This window comes from Pseudoalteromonas sp. SR43-7, from assembly GCF_014163785.1.
Lineage (GTDB): Bacteria > Pseudomonadota > Gammaproteobacteria > Enterobacterales > Alteromonadaceae > Pseudoalteromonas > Pseudoalteromonas distincta.
This window is the reverse complement of record NZ_JACJDY010000002.1, coordinates 206,653-224,744: the sequence shown is the minus strand read 5'-3', so window position 1 is coordinate 224,744 and position 18,092 is coordinate 206,653. Positions and strand designations below refer to the sequence as shown.

Sequence of the window (18,092 nt, the reverse complement as noted above, 5' to 3'; positions counted from 1 at the left end):
AATTTCATCCTGTCGTACTATGCTTTTAGCACACCTATTAAAATGGATTAAGGCATGGCAAAGTTGGTATTAGCAATTGATGACGACAAGTATGTTCATCATATAATTGAAGAGTCTTTAGCAGGGTTTTGTAAAATAATTCATGCAAAAGATGGCGATGAAGGATTAAGGCTAACCAATAAATATAACCCTGATATTATTTTACTCGATATTGAAATGCCAGGTATGTCAGGCTATGACGTATGTAAAACGATAAAGCACAGTGAAAGCACTCAAGATATTCCCGTTATGTTTCTCTCATCTAAAATAGAGCTAAGCGATCGTGTAAAAGGTTATAGCGTTGGCGCATCTGATTACATTACAAAACCTTTTAATGCAGAAGAGTTAATAGCGCGGATAAAGGTACTTTACGAATATAGGCAAAAATGCACAAAACTAAAACTGGATATAGCAAAAGCGAATAAAACAGCGGAAATAGCGATGACAGAGTCGGGCGATATGGGCCGTATAATGCGCTACGTTGGACAAAGTTATCATGCTAATAACTTTCAATCGTTGAGTGAACACTTTTTTACCTTTTTTGCTCCTTTAAATTTAGATGTTGTGGTTGTGTTTTGGTATCAAGGAACAGGTGTTTTTTACAGCCAGCAAAGCGGTGTTTGCCCGTTAGAGCAAGAGCTGCTGGAGCAACACAGACAAGCTCAACGATTTGTTGATATTGGTAGTAGTACTATAATTAATTACCCCAAAGTATCCCTTTTAATAAAAAATATGCCAGTTGATAACGATGCTTTGTACGGGCGCTATAAAGATCTGTTCCCGCATATATTAGAAGTAACTAACGAGAAGGTTATTACCATGGAAAGAAGCGAAAGCAGTTATGAGCAGGCAGCTCAAATAAGTACAGCCCTTCAAGATATTGTTAAGCAGTTAACTACACAAAATATAGAGCAAAACAAAAGTACTAAAGTGTTTATAGAGCAGCTACATGAGTTGGACTGCGCCATTAAGCTACAACAAACACAAGCAAATCCTGCCGATCTCACCTTATATATATCTCAATTAGATCAAACAATGCAGTTATTTGTATCGGCTAATAGCGATTTAGCCTTTATCAAATATCAGCTTAAACAAGTTGCCGAAAGCCGCAATGAACTTATATCTAATTTACGCACTAAAGCGGAAGCCGCAAAGGTCAATACTAATCATCACAGTGATATAGAGCTATTTTAGTGCTTTAAAGTAAAGCGGTTGATATACTACAGGCGTATTTTAACGTCGGAGTTTATTGTGGTTATTCAGTGTGCTTTTAAAGAGTTACGTCCTTATTTAAATGAATTAGAAACACGCTTTGGTTTAGCCCAATGGGCGCAAAATTGCAGTGGCTTTAGCTTACATTATGACGATAAAGGGTTAAGCCTATTTAAAACCGACGAGCCTAAACTAGGTGCAATTAATGTTGATTTTGTAACCGGTGCTGCTGCCCATAGGCGTAAGTTTGGCGGTGGTAAAGGGCAAGCAATTGCCAAAGCAGTTGGCTTAAATAAAGGTGCAACGCCTGTTGTGCTTGATGCTACCGCAGGCCTTGGGCGAGACGGCTTTGTACTTGCCTCGCTAGGGTGCAAAGTCATATTACATGAACGTCATCCGGTTGTTGCAGCCCTTTTATACGATGGGTTAAAGCGAGCCTATAGCGATATTGAAATTGGTGTGTGGATGAAAGAAAACATGAGCCTAATATTTGGCTCAAGCCATACCTTGCTCTCTCAGTGCGAAAGCATGCCCGATGTTGTTTATTTAGATCCTATGTTTCCGCATCGCGAAAAATCAGCATTAGTTAAAAAAGAAATGCGCGTATTTCAAGAGCTAGTTGGTGCAGACAACGACGCAGACGACCTACTTGATTTTGCCTATCCACTTGCCAGTAAGCGTGTCGTTGTAAAACGCCCCGATTATGCGCCATTCTTAAACGAAAAAACCCCAAGTATGCAAATTAAAACCAAAAAGAACCGTTTTGATGTTTATGTAAAGGCGGCAATGGTTTAAACATCAAAACAAATTGGTGGTATATCCCTAGAATTTACCCATGTAAGAATCGTTATATTGGCTTGGATCTTAGGATCTAGCCTTTTGAATCTAGGATCTTATTACATTTTCATGTTAGAATTTGCGCAATTTTTTGGCATAGCAAAGTAGCACAGTAATGATCTTAGATGATATTCGCATTGTTTTAGTTAACACGTCACATTCGGGCAATATTGGTTCGGCGGCTCGCGCCATGAAAACCATGGGTTTATCAAAGCTTTATTTAGTTGATCCTGCTTGTGAAATAGACAGCCAAGCAAGTGCTTTAGCTGCAGGCGCAACTGATGTTTTAGGTAATGCAGTTATTGTAGGTACTGTTGAAGAAGCTATCGCTGACTGTACATTAACAATTGGCACAAGTGCGCGTTCTCGTACGCTTTCGTGGCCAATGGTTGAACCACGTGAATGTGGTGAAAAACTCGTTGCTGAAGCTGTAAATGGTCCTGTAGCCCTAGTATTTGGTCGTGAAAACAGCGGTTTAACTAATGAAGAATTACAGCTTTGTAATTACCACGTATGTATTCCTGCTAATCCAGAGTACAGCTCGCTTAATTTAGCTATGGCCGTACAAACACTTAGTTACGAAACACGTATGGCGTTTTTAAATCAACAACCTAAAAAGGTTGAAGAAGACGATGCTGTTTACCCAAGCTCAAAACAAACAGAGCTGTTTTATGAGCACCTTGAAGAGACGCTTTTCAAAACAGGCTTTATTATCAAACAGCACCCTGGTTTAGTTATGACTAAATTACGTCGTTTATTTAACCGAGCTCACCCTGAAGATGCCGAAATGAATATTTTACGCGGTATTCTCACCTCAATTAATAAGTCTATCCCTAAGTAACTTAGGTATAGCTATTAGTTATAAAAACCAATGGGTAAATAACTAGCTAATACTTGACTAAAATACTCAGGTAATTACAATGGCTGTAATACTTGACCAAAGAGGTCAAGTATTGAAAGTTTGTTAACTCTACAATTTAAAAAGTAAGAGTTTATAAATCAAATTTTTATCAAGTGATAATACTTGACTAATTTACTCTGGTAATTAAAATTTGCACTCTTTTGTGCAGGGGGCGTTATGAAGTTAACATCAAAAGGCAGATATGCCGTTACAGCTATGCTGGATGTTGCACTACACACAGGTGTAGGTCCTGTAGCCCTTGCTGATATTTCACAAAGACAAGAAATTTCTTTGTCTTACCTTGAACAATTATTTGCTCGTTTACGTAAAAATGGCCTAGTAAGTTCTGTTCGTGGACCTGGTGGTGGTTATTTACTAGGGCGTGAAGCGGGCGTTATCTCTGTTGGCGATATTATTAGCGCCGTAGACGAATCGGTCGATGCAACACGTTGCCAAGGTGCCGATACCGGCTGTCAGAGTGGTATGCGTTGTTTAACACATAATTTGTGGTCAGACTTAAGCGCACGCATAGAAGAATTTTTGAATAATATTACCCTTGCTGAATTGGTGGAAAAATCAGATGTGAAAGAAATAGCATCGCGCCAAGATAACAGTATCAATAATGCAATTAAGCAGTTGGAAAACATTCAAGTAAGCTGTCAACTTTAAGGTTGACCTGCAGCGGAGAGAGAAATGAAGTTACCGATTTATTTAGATTACGCAGCGACCACGCCTGTTGATGAACGTGTTGCTAAAGAAATGATGCAGTGCCTGACAATGGACGGTAAGTTTGGTAATCCTGCGTCACGCTCACACCGTTTTGGTTGGCAAGCAGAAGAAGCTGTTGACCAAGCGCGTACAGATATTGCTGATTTAATTAATGCAGACCCACGTGAAATTGTTTTCACATCGGGTGCAACAGAATCAAATAACCTTGCTATTAAAGGTGCAGCACAGTTTTACAAGAAAAAAGGTAAGCACGTTATTACCGCTAAAACTGAGCATAAAGCTGTAATCGACACATGTCGTGAGCTTGAGCGCCAAGGTTTTGAAGTAACTTACATGGACGTTGAAGAAAACGGCCTACTTGATTTACAAAAACTTGCCGACACAATGCGTGACGACACAGTACTTGTAAGCATCATGCACGTTAATAACGAGCTAGGTGTAATTCAAGATATCGCGACTATTGGCGAAATGTGTCGCGAACGTAAAATTATGTTCCACGTAGATGCAGCGCAAAGCGCGGGCAAAGTATTAATCGACGTGCAACAGCTTAAAGTTGATTTTATGTCGTTCTCTGCACATAAAGTGTATGGCCCTAAAGGTGTTGGTGCACTTTACGTTCGTCGTAAACCACGTGCTCGCCTTGAAGCGCAAATGCACGGTGGCGGACATGAACGCGGTATGCGCTCTGGTACACTAGCAACTCACCAATTAGTGGGTATGGGTACTGCGTTTAAAATTGCTAAGCAAGATTTCGAAAAAGATCACGCACACATCAGCGCCTTACGTAATCGTTTAATCGACGGCATTATGGCTGATATGGACGAAGTATACTTTAACGGCACACAAGACCAATCAGTACCGGGTATTGTAAACATCAGCTTTAACTTTGTTGAAGGTGAGTCGTTACTTATGGCAGTAAAAGACATTGCAGTATCGTCAGGTTCAGCCTGTACATCTGCAAGCTTAGAGCCTTCTTATGTATTACGTGCACTTGGCCGTAACGACGAATTAGCACATAGCTCAATTCGTTTTAGTATTGGTCGCTTTACTACCGAAGAAGAGATTGATTACACCGTCGAATTAATGAAAAACTCTATCGGTCGCCTACGTGAGATGTCTCCACTTTGGGAGATGCATCAAGAAGGTATTGATTTAGATTCAGTTGAATGGGCTCACCACTAATAGTGTGAGCACATACCCTAGCAGGTAATGAGGATAGAATAATGGCTTATAGTGATAAAGTAATCGACCACGTAGAAAACCCACGTAACGTAGGTACTCTAGATAAGAACGATCCGTCAGTGGCAACGGGTATGGTAGGCGCACCAGCATGTGGTGACGTAATGAAACTGCAAATTAAAGTATCTGCCACTGGCGTTATTGAAGATGCAAAATTCAAAACCTACGGTTGTGGTAGCGCAATTGCTTCTTCTTCACTTGTAACAGAGTGGGTTAAAGGCAAAACGCTAGACGAAGCAGCGACAATTAAAAACACTGATATCAGTGCAGAGCTTGAGTTGCCACCAGTGAAAATTCACTGTTCAATTTTAGCCGAAGACGCAATTCAAGCAGCAATTGCAGACTACAAAAGCAAACAAGCGAAGTAAGAAGAGAAACTCATGGCAGTGACATTGACAGATGCGGCAGCAAACCGCGTACAATCATTTTTAGCAAACCGCGGTAAAGGTTTAGGCCTGCGCGTTGGCATTAAAACGACGGGCTGTTCAGGTCTTGCTTATGTACTTGAGTTTGTTGACGATTTAAACGAAGACGATGAAACTTTTGCGGCTAAGGGTGTCACCTTAATTGTTGACGCTAAAAGCTTAGTTTACATTGATGGCACAGAGCTCGACTACACTAAAGAAGGCTTAAATGAAGGGTTTAAATTTAATAACCCGAATCAAGCAGATGAGTGTGGTTGTGGCGAAAGCTTTACCGTTTAAGCTTTAAATATCTTTGTAGTATAAATAAGCCCTGCCAGTTAATGTAGGGCTTTGTTATTTCTGAATATTATTGGTTGAAGTTATGCGTTACTTTGAATTATTTGCAGTCCCCGTTGATTACAATATTGATTTAGCAACGGTTAACAAGCACTACTTGGAATTACAGCGTACTGTACATCCCGATCGCCACGCGAATGCGAGCAGCCGCGATAAGTTAATGGCTGTGCAAAGCACCGCCGAAATTAACGATGCGCTACAAACATTAAAGCACCCAGTAAAACGTGCTGAATATATGTTGAGCGAGCTAGGCGTTGATATTCGTGCAGAGCAGCAAACCTTGCAAGATCCAATGTTTTTAATGCAGCAAATGGAACTTCGCGAAGAACTTGAAGAGCTAACATCAGCTAGCGATCCTGATACCGCCATTGCAAATTTTGAAAAACAAATTAAGCAATTAAACGCGCAATACAGTGCACAACTTGCTGAGCAATTAGCAAGTAATGATGAGCAGCAATATCAACTTGCCGCAGATAATATTCGTAAACTGAAGTTTGTTTATAAGTTACGTGAAGAACTAGAGCGTATCGAAGACAGTTTATTTGACGATTAATTACTTGCTGCAAAGCGAGCAACACGAGTTTAAAGAGCATTATGGCATTATTGCAAATTGCTGAGCCGGGGCAAAGCGCGGCACCACACGAACATAAACTAGCAATTGGTATTGACCTTGGTACAACTAATTCATTAGTTGCAACAGTGCAAAGCGGCGAAGCCCGCACGTTAACTGATGATCTTGGCGCGGCTATGCTACCGTCGGTTGTTCGTTATCAAGCTGGCGGTATTACTGTTGGCGCAGAAGCTGCACAAGCAGCAACGCAAGACCCTGCTAACACACTTATTTCGGTTAAGCGTTTTTTAGGTAAAACTCAGGCTGAAATAGAGCAAAGTTATGGGCAACTACCGTATGAATTTTGTGAGCACAACGGTGCGCTAGCAATAGAAACTGCGGCAGGTAAAATTAGTCCAATTAAAGCATCAAGCCATATTTTAGCTGCATTAAAAGCGCGAGCTGAGCAAAGTTTTGGCAACCAAGAAATTTTAGGGGCTGTAATCACAGTACCTGCGTACTTTGATGACGCTCAGCGTCAAAGTACCAAAGATGCAGCAGAACTTGCTGGTATTAACGTATTGCGTTTGTTAAATGAGCCAACCGCGGCGGCTGTTGCCTATGGCTTAGACTCGGGCCAAGAAGGGATCATTGCAGTTTACGACTTAGGCGGTGGTACATTTGATATTTCTGTTCTTCGTTTACACCAGGGTGTTTTTGAAGTAATGGCAACGGGCGGCGATTCAAGCTTAGGGGGTGATGATTTTGATTCACTACTGGTTGATTACTTTAAGCAGCAAACGGGTGTGTCGGCCTTATCACCTTCAGTTTTACGTTTATTTATTAATAAAGCAAAAGCCTGTAAGGAAGCGTTAAGTCAGTACGCAAAAGTAAATGTAGGGCTTGAGTTTGACGGGCAAAACCACACGGTAGAAGTAACGCGCGAAACATTTGACGAAATGGCTATGCCGCTGGTTAAAAAAACGCTGCGTTCGTGTCGTCGTGCTGTAAAAGATGCTGGCATTGAAAACGAAGAAGTTTTACAAGTTATTATGGTCGGCGGTTCAACGCGTATGCCACTGGTACGTAGCCAAGTACATAGCTTTTTTGATAAAGAACCGCTCACTTCAATTGACCCAGATCGGGTTGTTGCATTGGGTGCAGCGCTTCAAGCCGATGTGCTCATTGGCAATAAGCCAGACTCAGACATGTTATTGCTAGATGTACTGCCACTGTCGCTTGGACTTGAAACCATGGGCGGTTTGGTTGAAAAAATTATTCCGCGTAACACCACCATTCCGGTAGCGCGCGCTCAAGAATTTACAACGTTTAAAGATGGCCAAACGGCGATGTCTTTGCATGTATTACAAGGTGAGCGTGAGCTGGTTGACGATTGTCGTTCACTTGCTAAATTTAGCTTAAAAGGTATTCCACCAATGGCGGCAGGCGCTGCGCATATTCGTGTAACCTTTAAAGTTGATGCTGATGGCCTATTAAGTGTTTCAGCTATGGAAAAATCAACAGGTGTACAAGCTGAAATTCAGGTTAAGCCTTCGTTTGGTTTATCTGATGACCAAGTAGCTAACATGCTAAAAGAATCAATGAGCAACGCTAAAGGCGACATGCAAGCGCGTATGCTTAAAGAGCAACAAGTAGAAGCGTTGCGCGTAATAGAAGCGCTTAACGCATCACTTGAAGCCGATGGTGCATTACTTGACGATATGCAACTAGCTAACTTACGCGCTGAAATTGCAGAACTGGTAAAAGTGCGCGAAAATGCACAAGAGCCTGGCGAAATTAAAGCAGCTATCGAAAAAGTCGATAATGCGAGTAGCGACTTTGCATCGCGTAGAATGGATGCATCAATTAAAAAGGCCCTTACAGGGCAGTCAGTAGACAACATTTAAGAGAGATTAGAATGCCACAAATTGTTTTTCTTCCACATCCTGAATTATGTCCTGACGGCGCTGCAATTGAAGCTCCTACAGGTCAAACGGTACTCGACGCTGCGCTTAAAAATGGTATTAGCATTGCGCATGCTTGTGAAAAGTCTTGTGCATGTACTACGTGTCACTTAGTGATTCGTGAAGGATTTGACTCACTTGAAGAAAGTGATGAGCTAGAAGACGACATGCTAGATAAAGCATGGGGCTTAGAGCCTGAGTCACGCCTTGGTTGCCAAGCAATTATAAGAGATGAAGACCTAGTGGTTGAAATACCTAAGTACAATCTCAATATCGTTAATGAAGAGCACTAGTTTTTAACGATGTATATATTAAAAGCCGCTGTTTGATACAGCGGCTTTTTTGTTTGTGAATTGTAGGCGTGACAAGCAAAACTCGTAAGTTATTTTGCAGGCAAGCAAAGCTTGCTGGCGTTATGTGTTTTAACTCTAGGTTATAAATATAGAAGCTGGCTTCTCACGTGAGCAAAGATCCTAAAATGTTAGCCTTGGCTCTATGTCACGCATTAGAAGCTAACACCTTAAAACGTAATTTTGGAGGTTTATTTTGAGTAATCTTATTTTTTCTGACTCATTTATTAACGGCGAATTTTATAAAACTGATACGCGCTTTAGCGTTAACGATCCCGCTACCGAAAAAAGTATTGTTGAAGTAAGCGATATTGACGAGCAGGGTGTAAATAGCGCAATAACCGCAGCTCAAGGGGCTTTTGTTAAGTTAAAAACGACAAATGCCACTGAGCGAAGCGAAACCTTGATGCGCTGGTATGAGCTAGTAATAAAACACAAGCAAACACTTGCAGAGCTAATGACCAAAGAGCAAGGCAAGCCACTCAAAGAATCTCTTGGTGAGCTTGATTACGGTGCAGGTTTTATCAAATGGTTTGCAGAAGAAGCCAAACGTAGTTACGGAGATGTAATTCCGCCAACAGATGACTCGCATCGTTTAACTAGCTTTAAGCAGCCTGTCGGTGTTGTAGCTGGTATAACGCCGTGGAACTTTCCTATTGCTATGGTTACTCGTAAAGTAGCGCCAGCTTACGCTGCGGGCTGTAGCTTTATACTTAAACCTTCTGAACACACGCCACTTTGTGCTATCGCACTTGCTTACTTAGCTGATCAAGCTGGTTTTGTTAAAGGTGCATTTAATGTACTGGTTTCTCAAGATGCCAAAACAGTAGGTAAAATGCTGACTGACTCAGAAGTCGTGCGTAAGTTTACATTTACCGGTTCTACCGGTGTTGGTAAGCAGTTGCTATCGCAATGTGCTGACACAATTAAACGCACCTCGATGGAGCTTGGCGGTAATGCACCTTTTGTTATTTTTGATAATGCCGACTTAGATGAAGCTATTGAAGGGCTAATGGCGGCTAAATTTAGAAATAGTGGGCAGGCATGTGTTGCTGCAAACCGTATTTTTATACAACGTAATATTCTCGACAAAGTACTGTCAAAAATCACGCCTAAGGTTGCAGCGTTAAAAGTGGCAAATGGTTTTGAAGACGGGGTTGATATTGGTCCGCTTATTTACCCTAAAGCCAAAGAGAAAGTACAACAGTTAGTACAAGACGCACTCGATAAAGGCGCGACGCTGATTGGCGATAATAGTGACTTAGGTGGCAGCTTTCAAAATCCATTAATAGTAAACAATGTCACCACAGAAATGGATATATACCACGAAGAGGTCTTTGGCCCTGTATTAACAGTAATACCCTTTGACGAAGAGGCAGAGGTGCTTGCACTTGCTAACGACGTACCCTATGGCTTAGCCGCCTATTTTTATAGCCAAAATTTAAAACAAGTTTACCGTATCAGTGAAGGACTTGAATTTGGTATGGTCGGCGTTAATGAAGGTGTTATATCAAACCCAGTAGCGCCATTTGGTGGTGTTAAGCAATCTGGTTTAGGCCGAGAAGGCGGCCACCAAGGGCTTGATGAGTACTTAGAAGAAAAGTACGTGTGTATTAAAATATAACGCCCGTTAAGTTTATGAGCGCGAATTTACTTCGCGCTTTTTTATGACGTTAATATGGCTGATATATGAACTTTATCTTTTACTGTTGCTACATAAAGCACTAAATGCTACCTTTGGTAGCCATATTTTTTGTTAATAAAACAAAATAAAAAAACAAATAAAAAGTAAAAGGATTTCTATAAGTAGAAATAACCCCGTGTGTAAATGCCACCGTATGGTGGCATTTTTTTGTTTGAATAGTTATAGACTGTAATAAGCGCATTTTGAATAAAGGCATGGCTTATAGGTGCTAACTTATAGGTGTGTAACCGGGTAAATTATCAAAATCTATCTCATCTAACTGCTCTGGATCTGCATACTCGTTGATATAATTTTTATAAACCTCTGACTCAATAAAAATAGCAAAAATATCACCATCAAGATGGTTTTTAGCAACCATTGACCCTAAAATAAATAAACACTCACTGACCGGTTTTGCTTTTTTGTAGGGTCTGTCTACTGCAGATAGCGCTTCAAAAATATCTGTAATAGCCATTAACCTTGCAGGCACCGACATTTGCTCTTTGGTTAAACCTCTTGGGTAACCAGTACCATCAAGTTTTTCATGATGACCTAAAGCATATTCAGTAACATTGCTTAAGTGTTTAGGAAACGGCAGGGCATCTAAAATATTTTTAGTTACATCCATATGACGCTTCATTACTTCACGTTCGGCTTCGGTTAGCGTGCCTCTTCGTATTGTTAAGTTTTCAACTTCATCAGCTGAGAGCAATGGTGTATTAATATCATTAATAACGAGTTGGTATTTGTTTGCAATGCGTTCAATGTGCTCAAGTTCTGCATCACCTAAAAACTCGCCCCCTACATTAACACGCTGTAATAATGCACGGTCTAATGCCAACTGTTTAAGCTCGGTATCAAGTAGGCGTTCAAATTGTTGAACTTCGATAGGCTTTTGCAGCTTCATCGCACAGATGATCTTTTGCTGATACGCTATTTTTAAATCTCGGCTAATTATTTCAAACTTAGCATCTATATATTTTATTCGATCAAAAATCGTTTCTAGTTTTGTCGACTTTTCCATAATGTGATCGGGGGTCGCGATTTTCCCACAGTCGTGTAACCAGCCAGCTATATCAAGCTCATGTCGGTCAGCTTCAGTCATCGAAAATGAAGCCAAAGGACCTTTATTTATATCATTAACGGCATCAGCTAGCATTAACGTGAGTGCTGGCACTCGTTTACAATGGCCACCGGTATGAGGAGACTTTTCATCTATTGCCATCGCAATTGTTTCAGCAAAGGTCGAAAAGAGATCTTCCATTCCCTTAATTAGTGTTGAGTTAGTTAGCGAAATAGCGCCTAAAGAGGCAAAAGATCGAATTAGAGTGACGAGCTCTTCACTAAAAGGAATGTTTTTATTTTGCGCATCTTTTACATTTATAAGCTGGATAACACCAATAATGTCATCTTCATGATCTTTTAAAGGAATTGTTAGCATGGACTCAGAACGATAACCCGTGCGTGCATCCATTTTGCGTGCAGCGCTCATATCAAAAGGCAAGGCATCATACACGTCAGGAATGTTAATCACTTCCCCTGTATTAACAGAATGCGCAACAATAGCAGTGTCATTTGGTTTGCCATCAATAAAAAGATCTATATTAGGAAAATCAACAGGACCACCTAACGTGCCACCTAAATAAAGATTTAATGACTTGTTTATTACCGTTTCAAACTTGAGTTGTTTGTTTGGGGTAATAGAGTAAATGCTGCCAGCATCAGAATTTGCTATCGACATTACAACTTGCAGTATTTCATCAAGTAATTTAGACGAGTCTTTTTCTGTTGTTAGCCTAATACTAATATCGATAAAATGCTGAAGGTTTGTTTTGTCTTTAATGTGCTGTCGCATATGTTTACTACTTTTTAGTATGTTTGAAGGCACCATTCCAATCCTTAGCTAGTGTTTGCAAATCAGTGCCCTTAATACGTTCAATAAAAATGGCATAAATGTTGGGGCTAAATACGGTTGTACTGCGTAGTTCTTTAAATAAGCTAAGTGCTTGTGGCCAGTTTTTATTATAAAAAAGCGTCATGGCCTGCTGCGACTTTTTAACTTCATTTAACTGCTCTTCATCGAGCTTATCTGTAAAGTTTATAGGTTCAAACAACTGTACAGCGGCTGTTTTACCAACAACTTGCACTTTATCTATTAAACGAAATGAAATATGAGGGCATTTTTTCATCGTCTCTTCTGTAACAAGAATAGCTACGCCATAAAATTTGGTCAAGCTTTCTACTCTAGCACCTAAATTAACAGTATCACCAAGAACTGTATAGGCTTTACGATAAACCGAACCCATATCACCTACATTCATGTCGCCAGTACTTAAACCGATACCTATTTTTATTGCAGGCTGGTTGTTTTCTGCAAATAACTGATTTATTTTCGTTAACCCGTTGATCATAGACATTGCGGCTTCAACACCATGGCGAGCGTGGTTTTCATCTTTCAGTGGGGCATTCCAAAATGCCATCACCATATCGCCTACGTACTTATCAATAGTTCCGTGATGATCAAATATGATTTTGGTAATAGCTGTAAGATATTCGTTTAAATATTCACTTAACTGATGAGGCGACATACTTTCTGATAGTGAAGTGAAACTACGAATGTCGGCAAACAACACCGTCATATTTTTTCGCTCACTTTTTTGAGATAAACTTTTACCTTGCAGTATCATTTGATTTATACGCTCAGGAGGAACGTATTGGTCAAACATAGATTTTATTTTTCGGCTGTGTTTCATTTCAGCGATAGAGCCTACAATGATGTAATAACCCGCTAATATAATGATGAGTAAAAGAGGCATTAATAAAGGTAAACTAATTTTTTGTACTGACCATAAATAAACGTTTAAAAATATAACGACACTTGTGACTGTAAGAGACAAAACAATAATAGAACGTGCGCTCTTAGCGTGGCTAAAAAACGACAGTACGCAACCCGTTAATGCAATGATGAGTAAGCTTGCTCCCTGTGACCAATTAGGTTTAGAGGGAAGTAGCTCTGGGTGCATTAAACCTTCAAATATATTGGCATGAACCTCCACACCAGGGTATTGCAAACCAACAGGTGTTGATCTTAAATCAGCAAGCCCTACGGCGGAAGTACCAATAAAGGCTACTGTGCCTTCTAATTCCTCTAAACCAATTTTTTTTGTCAAAATATCGGTAGCCGAATAATAGGGGAAGCTATGCGCACGCCCTTTGTAAGGAATTAATATTTGCCCATACTCATCAGTTTGAATCCACTTATCTTGAAACTTTATACCTTCGAATAAGGTTATACCATCTAACCTATTGGAACGGGTTTCTATGTTTTCAGCAAGGGTATAAAGTCGAGCAACTTCAAGTGCTAAAGAAGGATAAAGCTTATCGCCAACCCGATTTATAAGAGCTGCTTTACGTATAAAACCATCTTCGTCACTATGTGCATTAATAAAGCCGGTGCCCGTTGCAGCATTTTGTAACTGTGGAATATTTACAATAGCACCAGGAAACTGGTTTATTTGTGAATTAGTGTGCTCTTCGCTTGCCCATACAACACTGTTTTTAGCTGGCAAGTTTTGATTAGTCAGTTGTTCATCAATTAGTAAAAAACCAAGAACAGTATCATTTTTAGATAATGCGCTTGCTAGTTTTGTGTCTGCATCGACTTGTTTAGTAATTTCAGCAAAGGGGATGGTGTACTTTTTTGATAAATCAGGAATTTCAGACATAATTTTTGTAACAGGGTTTTCTTCCTGTTCAGAAAAAAATATATCGAATGCAATAACAATAACACCTGCATCACTAAGCTTTGTAACAAGGTCTGCTAATTTTGAGCGACTCCAAGGAAAGCGTCCTTGTTCTTGCATGCTCTTTTCATCGATATCAATTATTACAACGGTTTCATCGATGCGTCTAGGCGTCTCTGAAAGCGTCAGTAATAATCGAGAGTCGTATATTATACCTTCTACACGGTTAACTAACTTTGCAAGCGACCCAGTTGAAAATAACTCTATTGATGCGATTAATAATGTAATAACAGCGCCAATAAAAAAGTGCTTTGAGGTAATGGGTTTTAAGAAGCTAATGAGTAACGCTCCTTGATAGACTAAAAATCAAAAACTCGTCCTTCTCGGCCGCATTCTATTTTTACCTGTTGAGCGTACTGCGTGTGTAAATATTTTTCTATAGCCAACAACTGTTCATCGGTTCTTGATGGATCGTGGCTAATAATAATTACATTTTTAATACTCGCTTTTATAGCAAGCTCAGCAACCTGATCTATGGTGCTATGGCCCCAACCATGTTTAAGAGGCAAGTCTGCATCTATAAATTGAGCATCATGAATTAGTAAATCAGCGCCTTCAATAAAATTGACCCATTCGCAAATACTTGTGTTTAGCTTGTCTGGTGGGTTTAGCTCATTGTCGGTAACGTAGGCTATCTTTTTTTCATCTGCTTTAATGCAATAAGCAGTACCGCCACCAGGGTGATTCAGTGGAGCAGTCGAAACTAAAAAACCGTTAAGTGTAAATTGCTTTTGAGACGATAAATCAGTATTAAGCTTAATGCTGGCAGGTAAATCCTGATAACACACAGGAAAGTACGAACCACTCATTTGCTTTAATATGGCATCTTGGCTTTTTTTATCATCAACGTTGCCAGCTACAATGGTTATATTGCGGTTGGGTTGGTAGATAGGTTTAAAAAAAGGAAACCCTTGAATATGATCCCAATGATTATGCGTTAGCAAAATATTGATAGGACTTTGTGTTTCTAGTAAGCGTGTACCGAGTTCTACAATACCGGTACCAGAGTCTAAAATAAGATCTTTACCGTTATTTTGTTCAATGTACACACATGAGGTATTTCCCCCAAAAATGTTTGTATTACTTCCAGCTGAAGGCATCGAGCCTCTAACACCAAAAAATTCAACTTTCATAATTTAAGGCTAAACTCCATCTGCTTCAAAATTGAATTTAGAAATACTAACATTGTTAGAGTTAGTGTCATTACAAGTGCTACTTACAACAACTTGGGTATCATTTTGCAGGATAATTGAAGTAAATACATGTGTACTGACACATTGGCTTGCTTCATAAAATCCGGCACCACTGGCTCCAAACGTATTATCTAAAGTACCATCAGTTAAAATGCGCGCTAACATTCCTTTATTGTTAGCCTTGCCTGCTAAAATAAGTTGATTGCTGCTATCTAGCGCTGCACCACTTAGCTCAGTGTTACCGGTTGAGGCCAAAGTATATTCACCGACACCGTTTACGGCAAAGCTTGTATCAAGCGTACCCGTAACAAGCAACCTAATAACATTGGCTTTATTTGGCGAATCAATAAGGTTTGCTATTAAATATAGCTTACCCGTTGTGTCAGTTAAAATCTGCACTATTTTATTGTCGGTATCTGTAGTTTCTTCACCTACATATTTAAATATTTCAGTACCGTTTGAGCTTAACTTCAATGCGATTAGCTTTGAAGTGCCACTTAATACTGACTTACCACCAATGAAAATATCTGCATTGTCGGTATGTACGCGGTTATAGTACTCAAAAGCTGAGCCTATGATGCTTCCGCCAGTGCCAAAGTTAGGCTCTAGAGTACCTTCTGGCGTCAACATTACAACGATTGGGTTAGGGGTACCACTTGTTACTATTGACCCAACAGTAATAATGTTACCGCTGTTATCAAGTGCAATATCTGTCAGATTTACCAATTCTGCGCCACTGACAGAAGTTGTATATACACCATCTGTTGCAAATGAAGAGTCTAAATTACCAGACTGATCAACTTTAGCTACAAAGCCCGCTTCACCATTTTCACTATTTTTAGAGCCTGTAATAACTAAATTGCCGTCGCTTTGCTCGGTTAAAGCAACACGCGAGTTACTCAAATCTATGGCGATTTCTTTATGGCCACTTTCGCTAAAGCTAGTATCGATATCACCCGCACTCGTAAAGCGTGTTAATACTAACTTAGTAACTGAGTCCGATTTAGCCGTTGATGCAAGAATGTACTTACCAACATTAGGGCCATTGCTAAGTTGTAAAACGTGCATTGACTCATCGTTAGTCGCATCTACTAAATTATTAAGGGTAAAGTAACCATTGGTTTCAAAGTTACTAAATAATGTGGCTTGACTGTCTATTGCAGCAATAAACGGTTTTGTATTTGAATCATCATTAACACCAGCTACCCAAATAGTGTCATTAAGGTCGATAGCTAAACTGTTGGCAAATTGCTTACCACTTATACCATCAATTATATTAATGCCAGAGGTGCCATAAGCACTATCTAAAGTACCTTCATTATTAATCCGTGCTGAAAATAATTTTTCTGAGGCTGATACGCCAGTCGTCCCTGACAAACTAATGCTATTGTTACTAGACTCGTGTTTAATACCTGTAATTTTAGCGCCGCCATTACCATTTCCACCGTTACCATCAATATCGTAAATAGCAGTACCTGCATCACCAAAACTCGTTATAAGAGTACCTGTTTTATCAATAGCCAAAACCACGGCTTCTTTTTCACCACTGTTACGAGTTATGTAACCACCTGCGAAGGCAGTAAATTCAGAATCAACAACTCCGCCTACAGCAAAAAGTTCGTCGTCTTTATTATTATCTGATATATCAATTATTAGTGCTGAGCCACCATTAAAGTTATTGTCATTATCGCCATCAGACTTTAAATAACGAATTAGAGAGTCTTTTGTTCCCTCTGCACTGGTAACAGTCCCTACAACTAAGTAGTCGGATTTATCAAAGTTCTTAATTGCAAAGCCTTCATCATCTCGATTAGCGCCGCTAACATCGACAATAGCTGGAGTAGAGTTCTCAAAATCTAGATCTGATTTTTTGTAATGTATCCATAGGCTATCGTTTTGAGTCCCGTCAAAGTATTTACCTACAGCCAGTATTTTATTGTCATCAATTTCAAGGTCATTAATAACGGTAGTACTATTAAGCGTTGTACACTGAATACCTGCGCCACTTTCACCGTCGTCGTCATCATCATCGTCATCCGAACCAGTGCTTAACGTGCCAGCGAGATCCATTTTAAGTATACAAGCTTCATTATGGGTGCCATCAAAACTCGAATAGGCAATGAAAAGATCTATACCGTCAGAAATAATAGCTGTGGCTTCTTCATCTTGATCTAAATCGAGTATTTTAGTGCCGGTGTTATTAAAGGCAGTATTCATATCACCATTATTTGAGTAAGAGACAATAAGAAGGTCTTTATCAGCATTGTTGGTAAAACCAACAAAATATAGGTTGCCATTAAGCTCAATACTGTCTTTAAACTCACCACCAGAAAAAATGTTCGAAAGATCAAGCTCTCCTGTAATTGGGCGGCCAAATGTCACATCTTCAGTTGGAATAAGAAGTTCAACTTCATCAGTAATATTAACGGTTATGTTAACGTTTGAACTTTCATTAGGTGTGCCATCATCAGTTATAGTGACATTTAAGATATATTGATTAGTTGTTTCAAAATCAAATGGGCTTTCACCTACGGTTGATAAAACACCAGAGCTACTATTAATTTCAAATGAAGCAGTGTCACCGCCAGTTAAACTATAAGTTAAGGTCTGGTTTTCAATATCTGACGCGCTAACAGTCCCAATGATGTCGCCATCTGTAGCATTTTCACTAATACTAAAACTTTGAACCGATGCTACAGGTGCATCATTCACGGCAGTTATCGTAACGGCGACAGTAGCTGTATTGGTTCCACCATTATTATCACTTACAGTATAAGTTACCGTGGCAAGTCCATTGGTATTCGCAGCTGGGGTATATTGAATTTGATTG

15 protein-coding genes are annotated in these 18,092 nt (G+C 39.8%); 11 read left to right on the top strand and 4 right to left on the bottom strand.

Translation table 11 applies throughout. The annotated features are described in order from the left end of the window. Positions 1-54: 54 nt before the first annotated feature. The 11 genes from H5087_RS02370 to H5087_RS02320 all read left to right on the top strand — a co-directional run bounded on the left by H5087_RS02370 (position 55) and on the right by H5087_RS02320 (position 10,206). Positions 55-1,233 (top strand): response regulator transcription factor, encoded by a 1,179-nt coding sequence (locus tag H5087_RS02370; protein WP_182671024.1) that lies wholly within the window; start codon positions 55-57, stop codon positions 1,231-1,233. 57 nt (positions 1,234-1,290) lie between these two features. After that, on the top strand, positions 1,291-2,046 hold the full coding sequence (locus H5087_RS02365; RefSeq protein WP_182671023.1) for a class I SAM-dependent methyltransferase: 756 nt from the start codon (positions 1,291-1,293) through the stop codon (positions 2,044-2,046). A gap of 157 nt (positions 2,047-2,203) precedes the next feature. Then, a complete protein-coding gene (trmJ, locus tag H5087_RS02360) occupies positions 2,204-2,929 on the top strand; it encodes a tRNA (cytosine(32)/uridine(32)-2'-O)-methyltransferase TrmJ (RefSeq protein ID WP_002958423.1) in 726 nt (241 codons plus the stop codon). A gap of 237 nt (positions 2,930-3,166) precedes the next feature. Beyond that, entirely contained in the window at positions 3,167-3,658 is a 492-nt protein-coding gene (gene iscR / locus H5087_RS02355) for a Fe-S cluster assembly transcriptional regulator IscR (protein WP_002958424.1), read from the top strand. A gap of 24 nt (positions 3,659-3,682) precedes the next feature. After that, positions 3,683-4,900: an IscS subfamily cysteine desulfurase gene (locus H5087_RS02350; protein ID WP_002958425.1), complete on the top strand. Its 1,218-nt coding sequence runs from the start codon at positions 3,683-3,685 to the stop codon at positions 4,898-4,900. A gap of 41 nt (positions 4,901-4,941) precedes the next feature. Continuing rightward, on the top strand, positions 4,942-5,325 hold the full coding sequence (gene iscU, locus H5087_RS02345) for a Fe-S cluster assembly scaffold IscU (RefSeq protein ID WP_002958426.1): 384 nt from the start codon (positions 4,942-4,944) through the stop codon (positions 5,323-5,325). Between the two features lie 12 nt (positions 5,326-5,337). Further along, positions 5,338-5,661 (top strand): iron-sulfur cluster assembly protein IscA, encoded by a 324-nt coding sequence (gene iscA / locus H5087_RS02340; protein WP_002958427.1) that lies wholly within the window; start codon positions 5,338-5,340, stop codon positions 5,659-5,661. Positions 5,662-5,743: 82 nt separating this feature from the next. Next, complete coding sequence (hscB, locus tag H5087_RS02335; RefSeq protein ID WP_002958428.1) at positions 5,744-6,271, top strand: co-chaperone HscB; 528 nt, start codon at positions 5,744-5,746, stop codon at positions 6,269-6,271. 41 nt (positions 6,272-6,312) lie between these two features. Continuing rightward, complete coding sequence (hscA, locus tag H5087_RS02330; RefSeq protein WP_182671022.1) at positions 6,313-8,175, top strand: Fe-S protein assembly chaperone HscA; 1,863 nt, start codon at positions 6,313-6,315, stop codon at positions 8,173-8,175. Positions 8,176-8,186: 11 nt separating this feature from the next. After that, positions 8,187-8,525, top strand: coding sequence for an ISC system 2Fe-2S type ferredoxin (gene fdx, locus H5087_RS02325; protein ID WP_002958430.1), 339 nt, complete (start codon positions 8,187-8,189; stop codon positions 8,523-8,525). Between the two features lie 253 nt (positions 8,526-8,778). Next, positions 8,779-10,206: an NAD-dependent succinate-semialdehyde dehydrogenase gene (locus H5087_RS02320; RefSeq protein ID WP_182671021.1), complete on the top strand. Its 1,428-nt coding sequence runs from the start codon at positions 8,779-8,781 to the stop codon at positions 10,204-10,206. 289 nt (positions 10,207-10,495) lie between these two features. Here the strand turns inward: H5087_RS02320 and H5087_RS02315 are convergent, their stop codons facing one another. From H5087_RS02315 to H5087_RS02300, 4 genes are all read right to left on the bottom strand, one after another. After that, positions 10,496-12,157, bottom strand: coding sequence for an HD family phosphohydrolase (locus tag H5087_RS02315; protein ID WP_182671020.1), 1,662 nt, complete (start codon positions 12,155-12,157; stop codon positions 10,496-10,498). Further along, entirely contained in the window at positions 12,129-14,348 is a 2,220-nt protein-coding gene (locus H5087_RS20275) for an adenylate/guanylate cyclase domain-containing protein (protein ID WP_310736459.1), read from the bottom strand. The genes H5087_RS02315 and H5087_RS20275 overlap by 29 nt, the downstream gene beginning before the upstream one ends. A 20-nt stretch (positions 14,349-14,368) precedes the next feature. Continuing rightward, positions 14,369-15,202 carry an MBL fold metallo-hydrolase gene (locus H5087_RS02305; protein ID WP_182671019.1) on the bottom strand — a complete coding sequence of 278 codons (834 nt, stop codon included), beginning with the start codon at positions 15,200-15,202 and terminating at the stop codon, positions 14,369-14,371. A 9-nt stretch (positions 15,203-15,211) separates the two neighbouring features. Continuing rightward, a partial coding sequence (locus tag H5087_RS02300; RefSeq protein ID WP_182671018.1) for a cadherin domain-containing protein occupies positions 15,212-18,092 on the bottom strand: 2,881 nt, incomplete at its 5' end.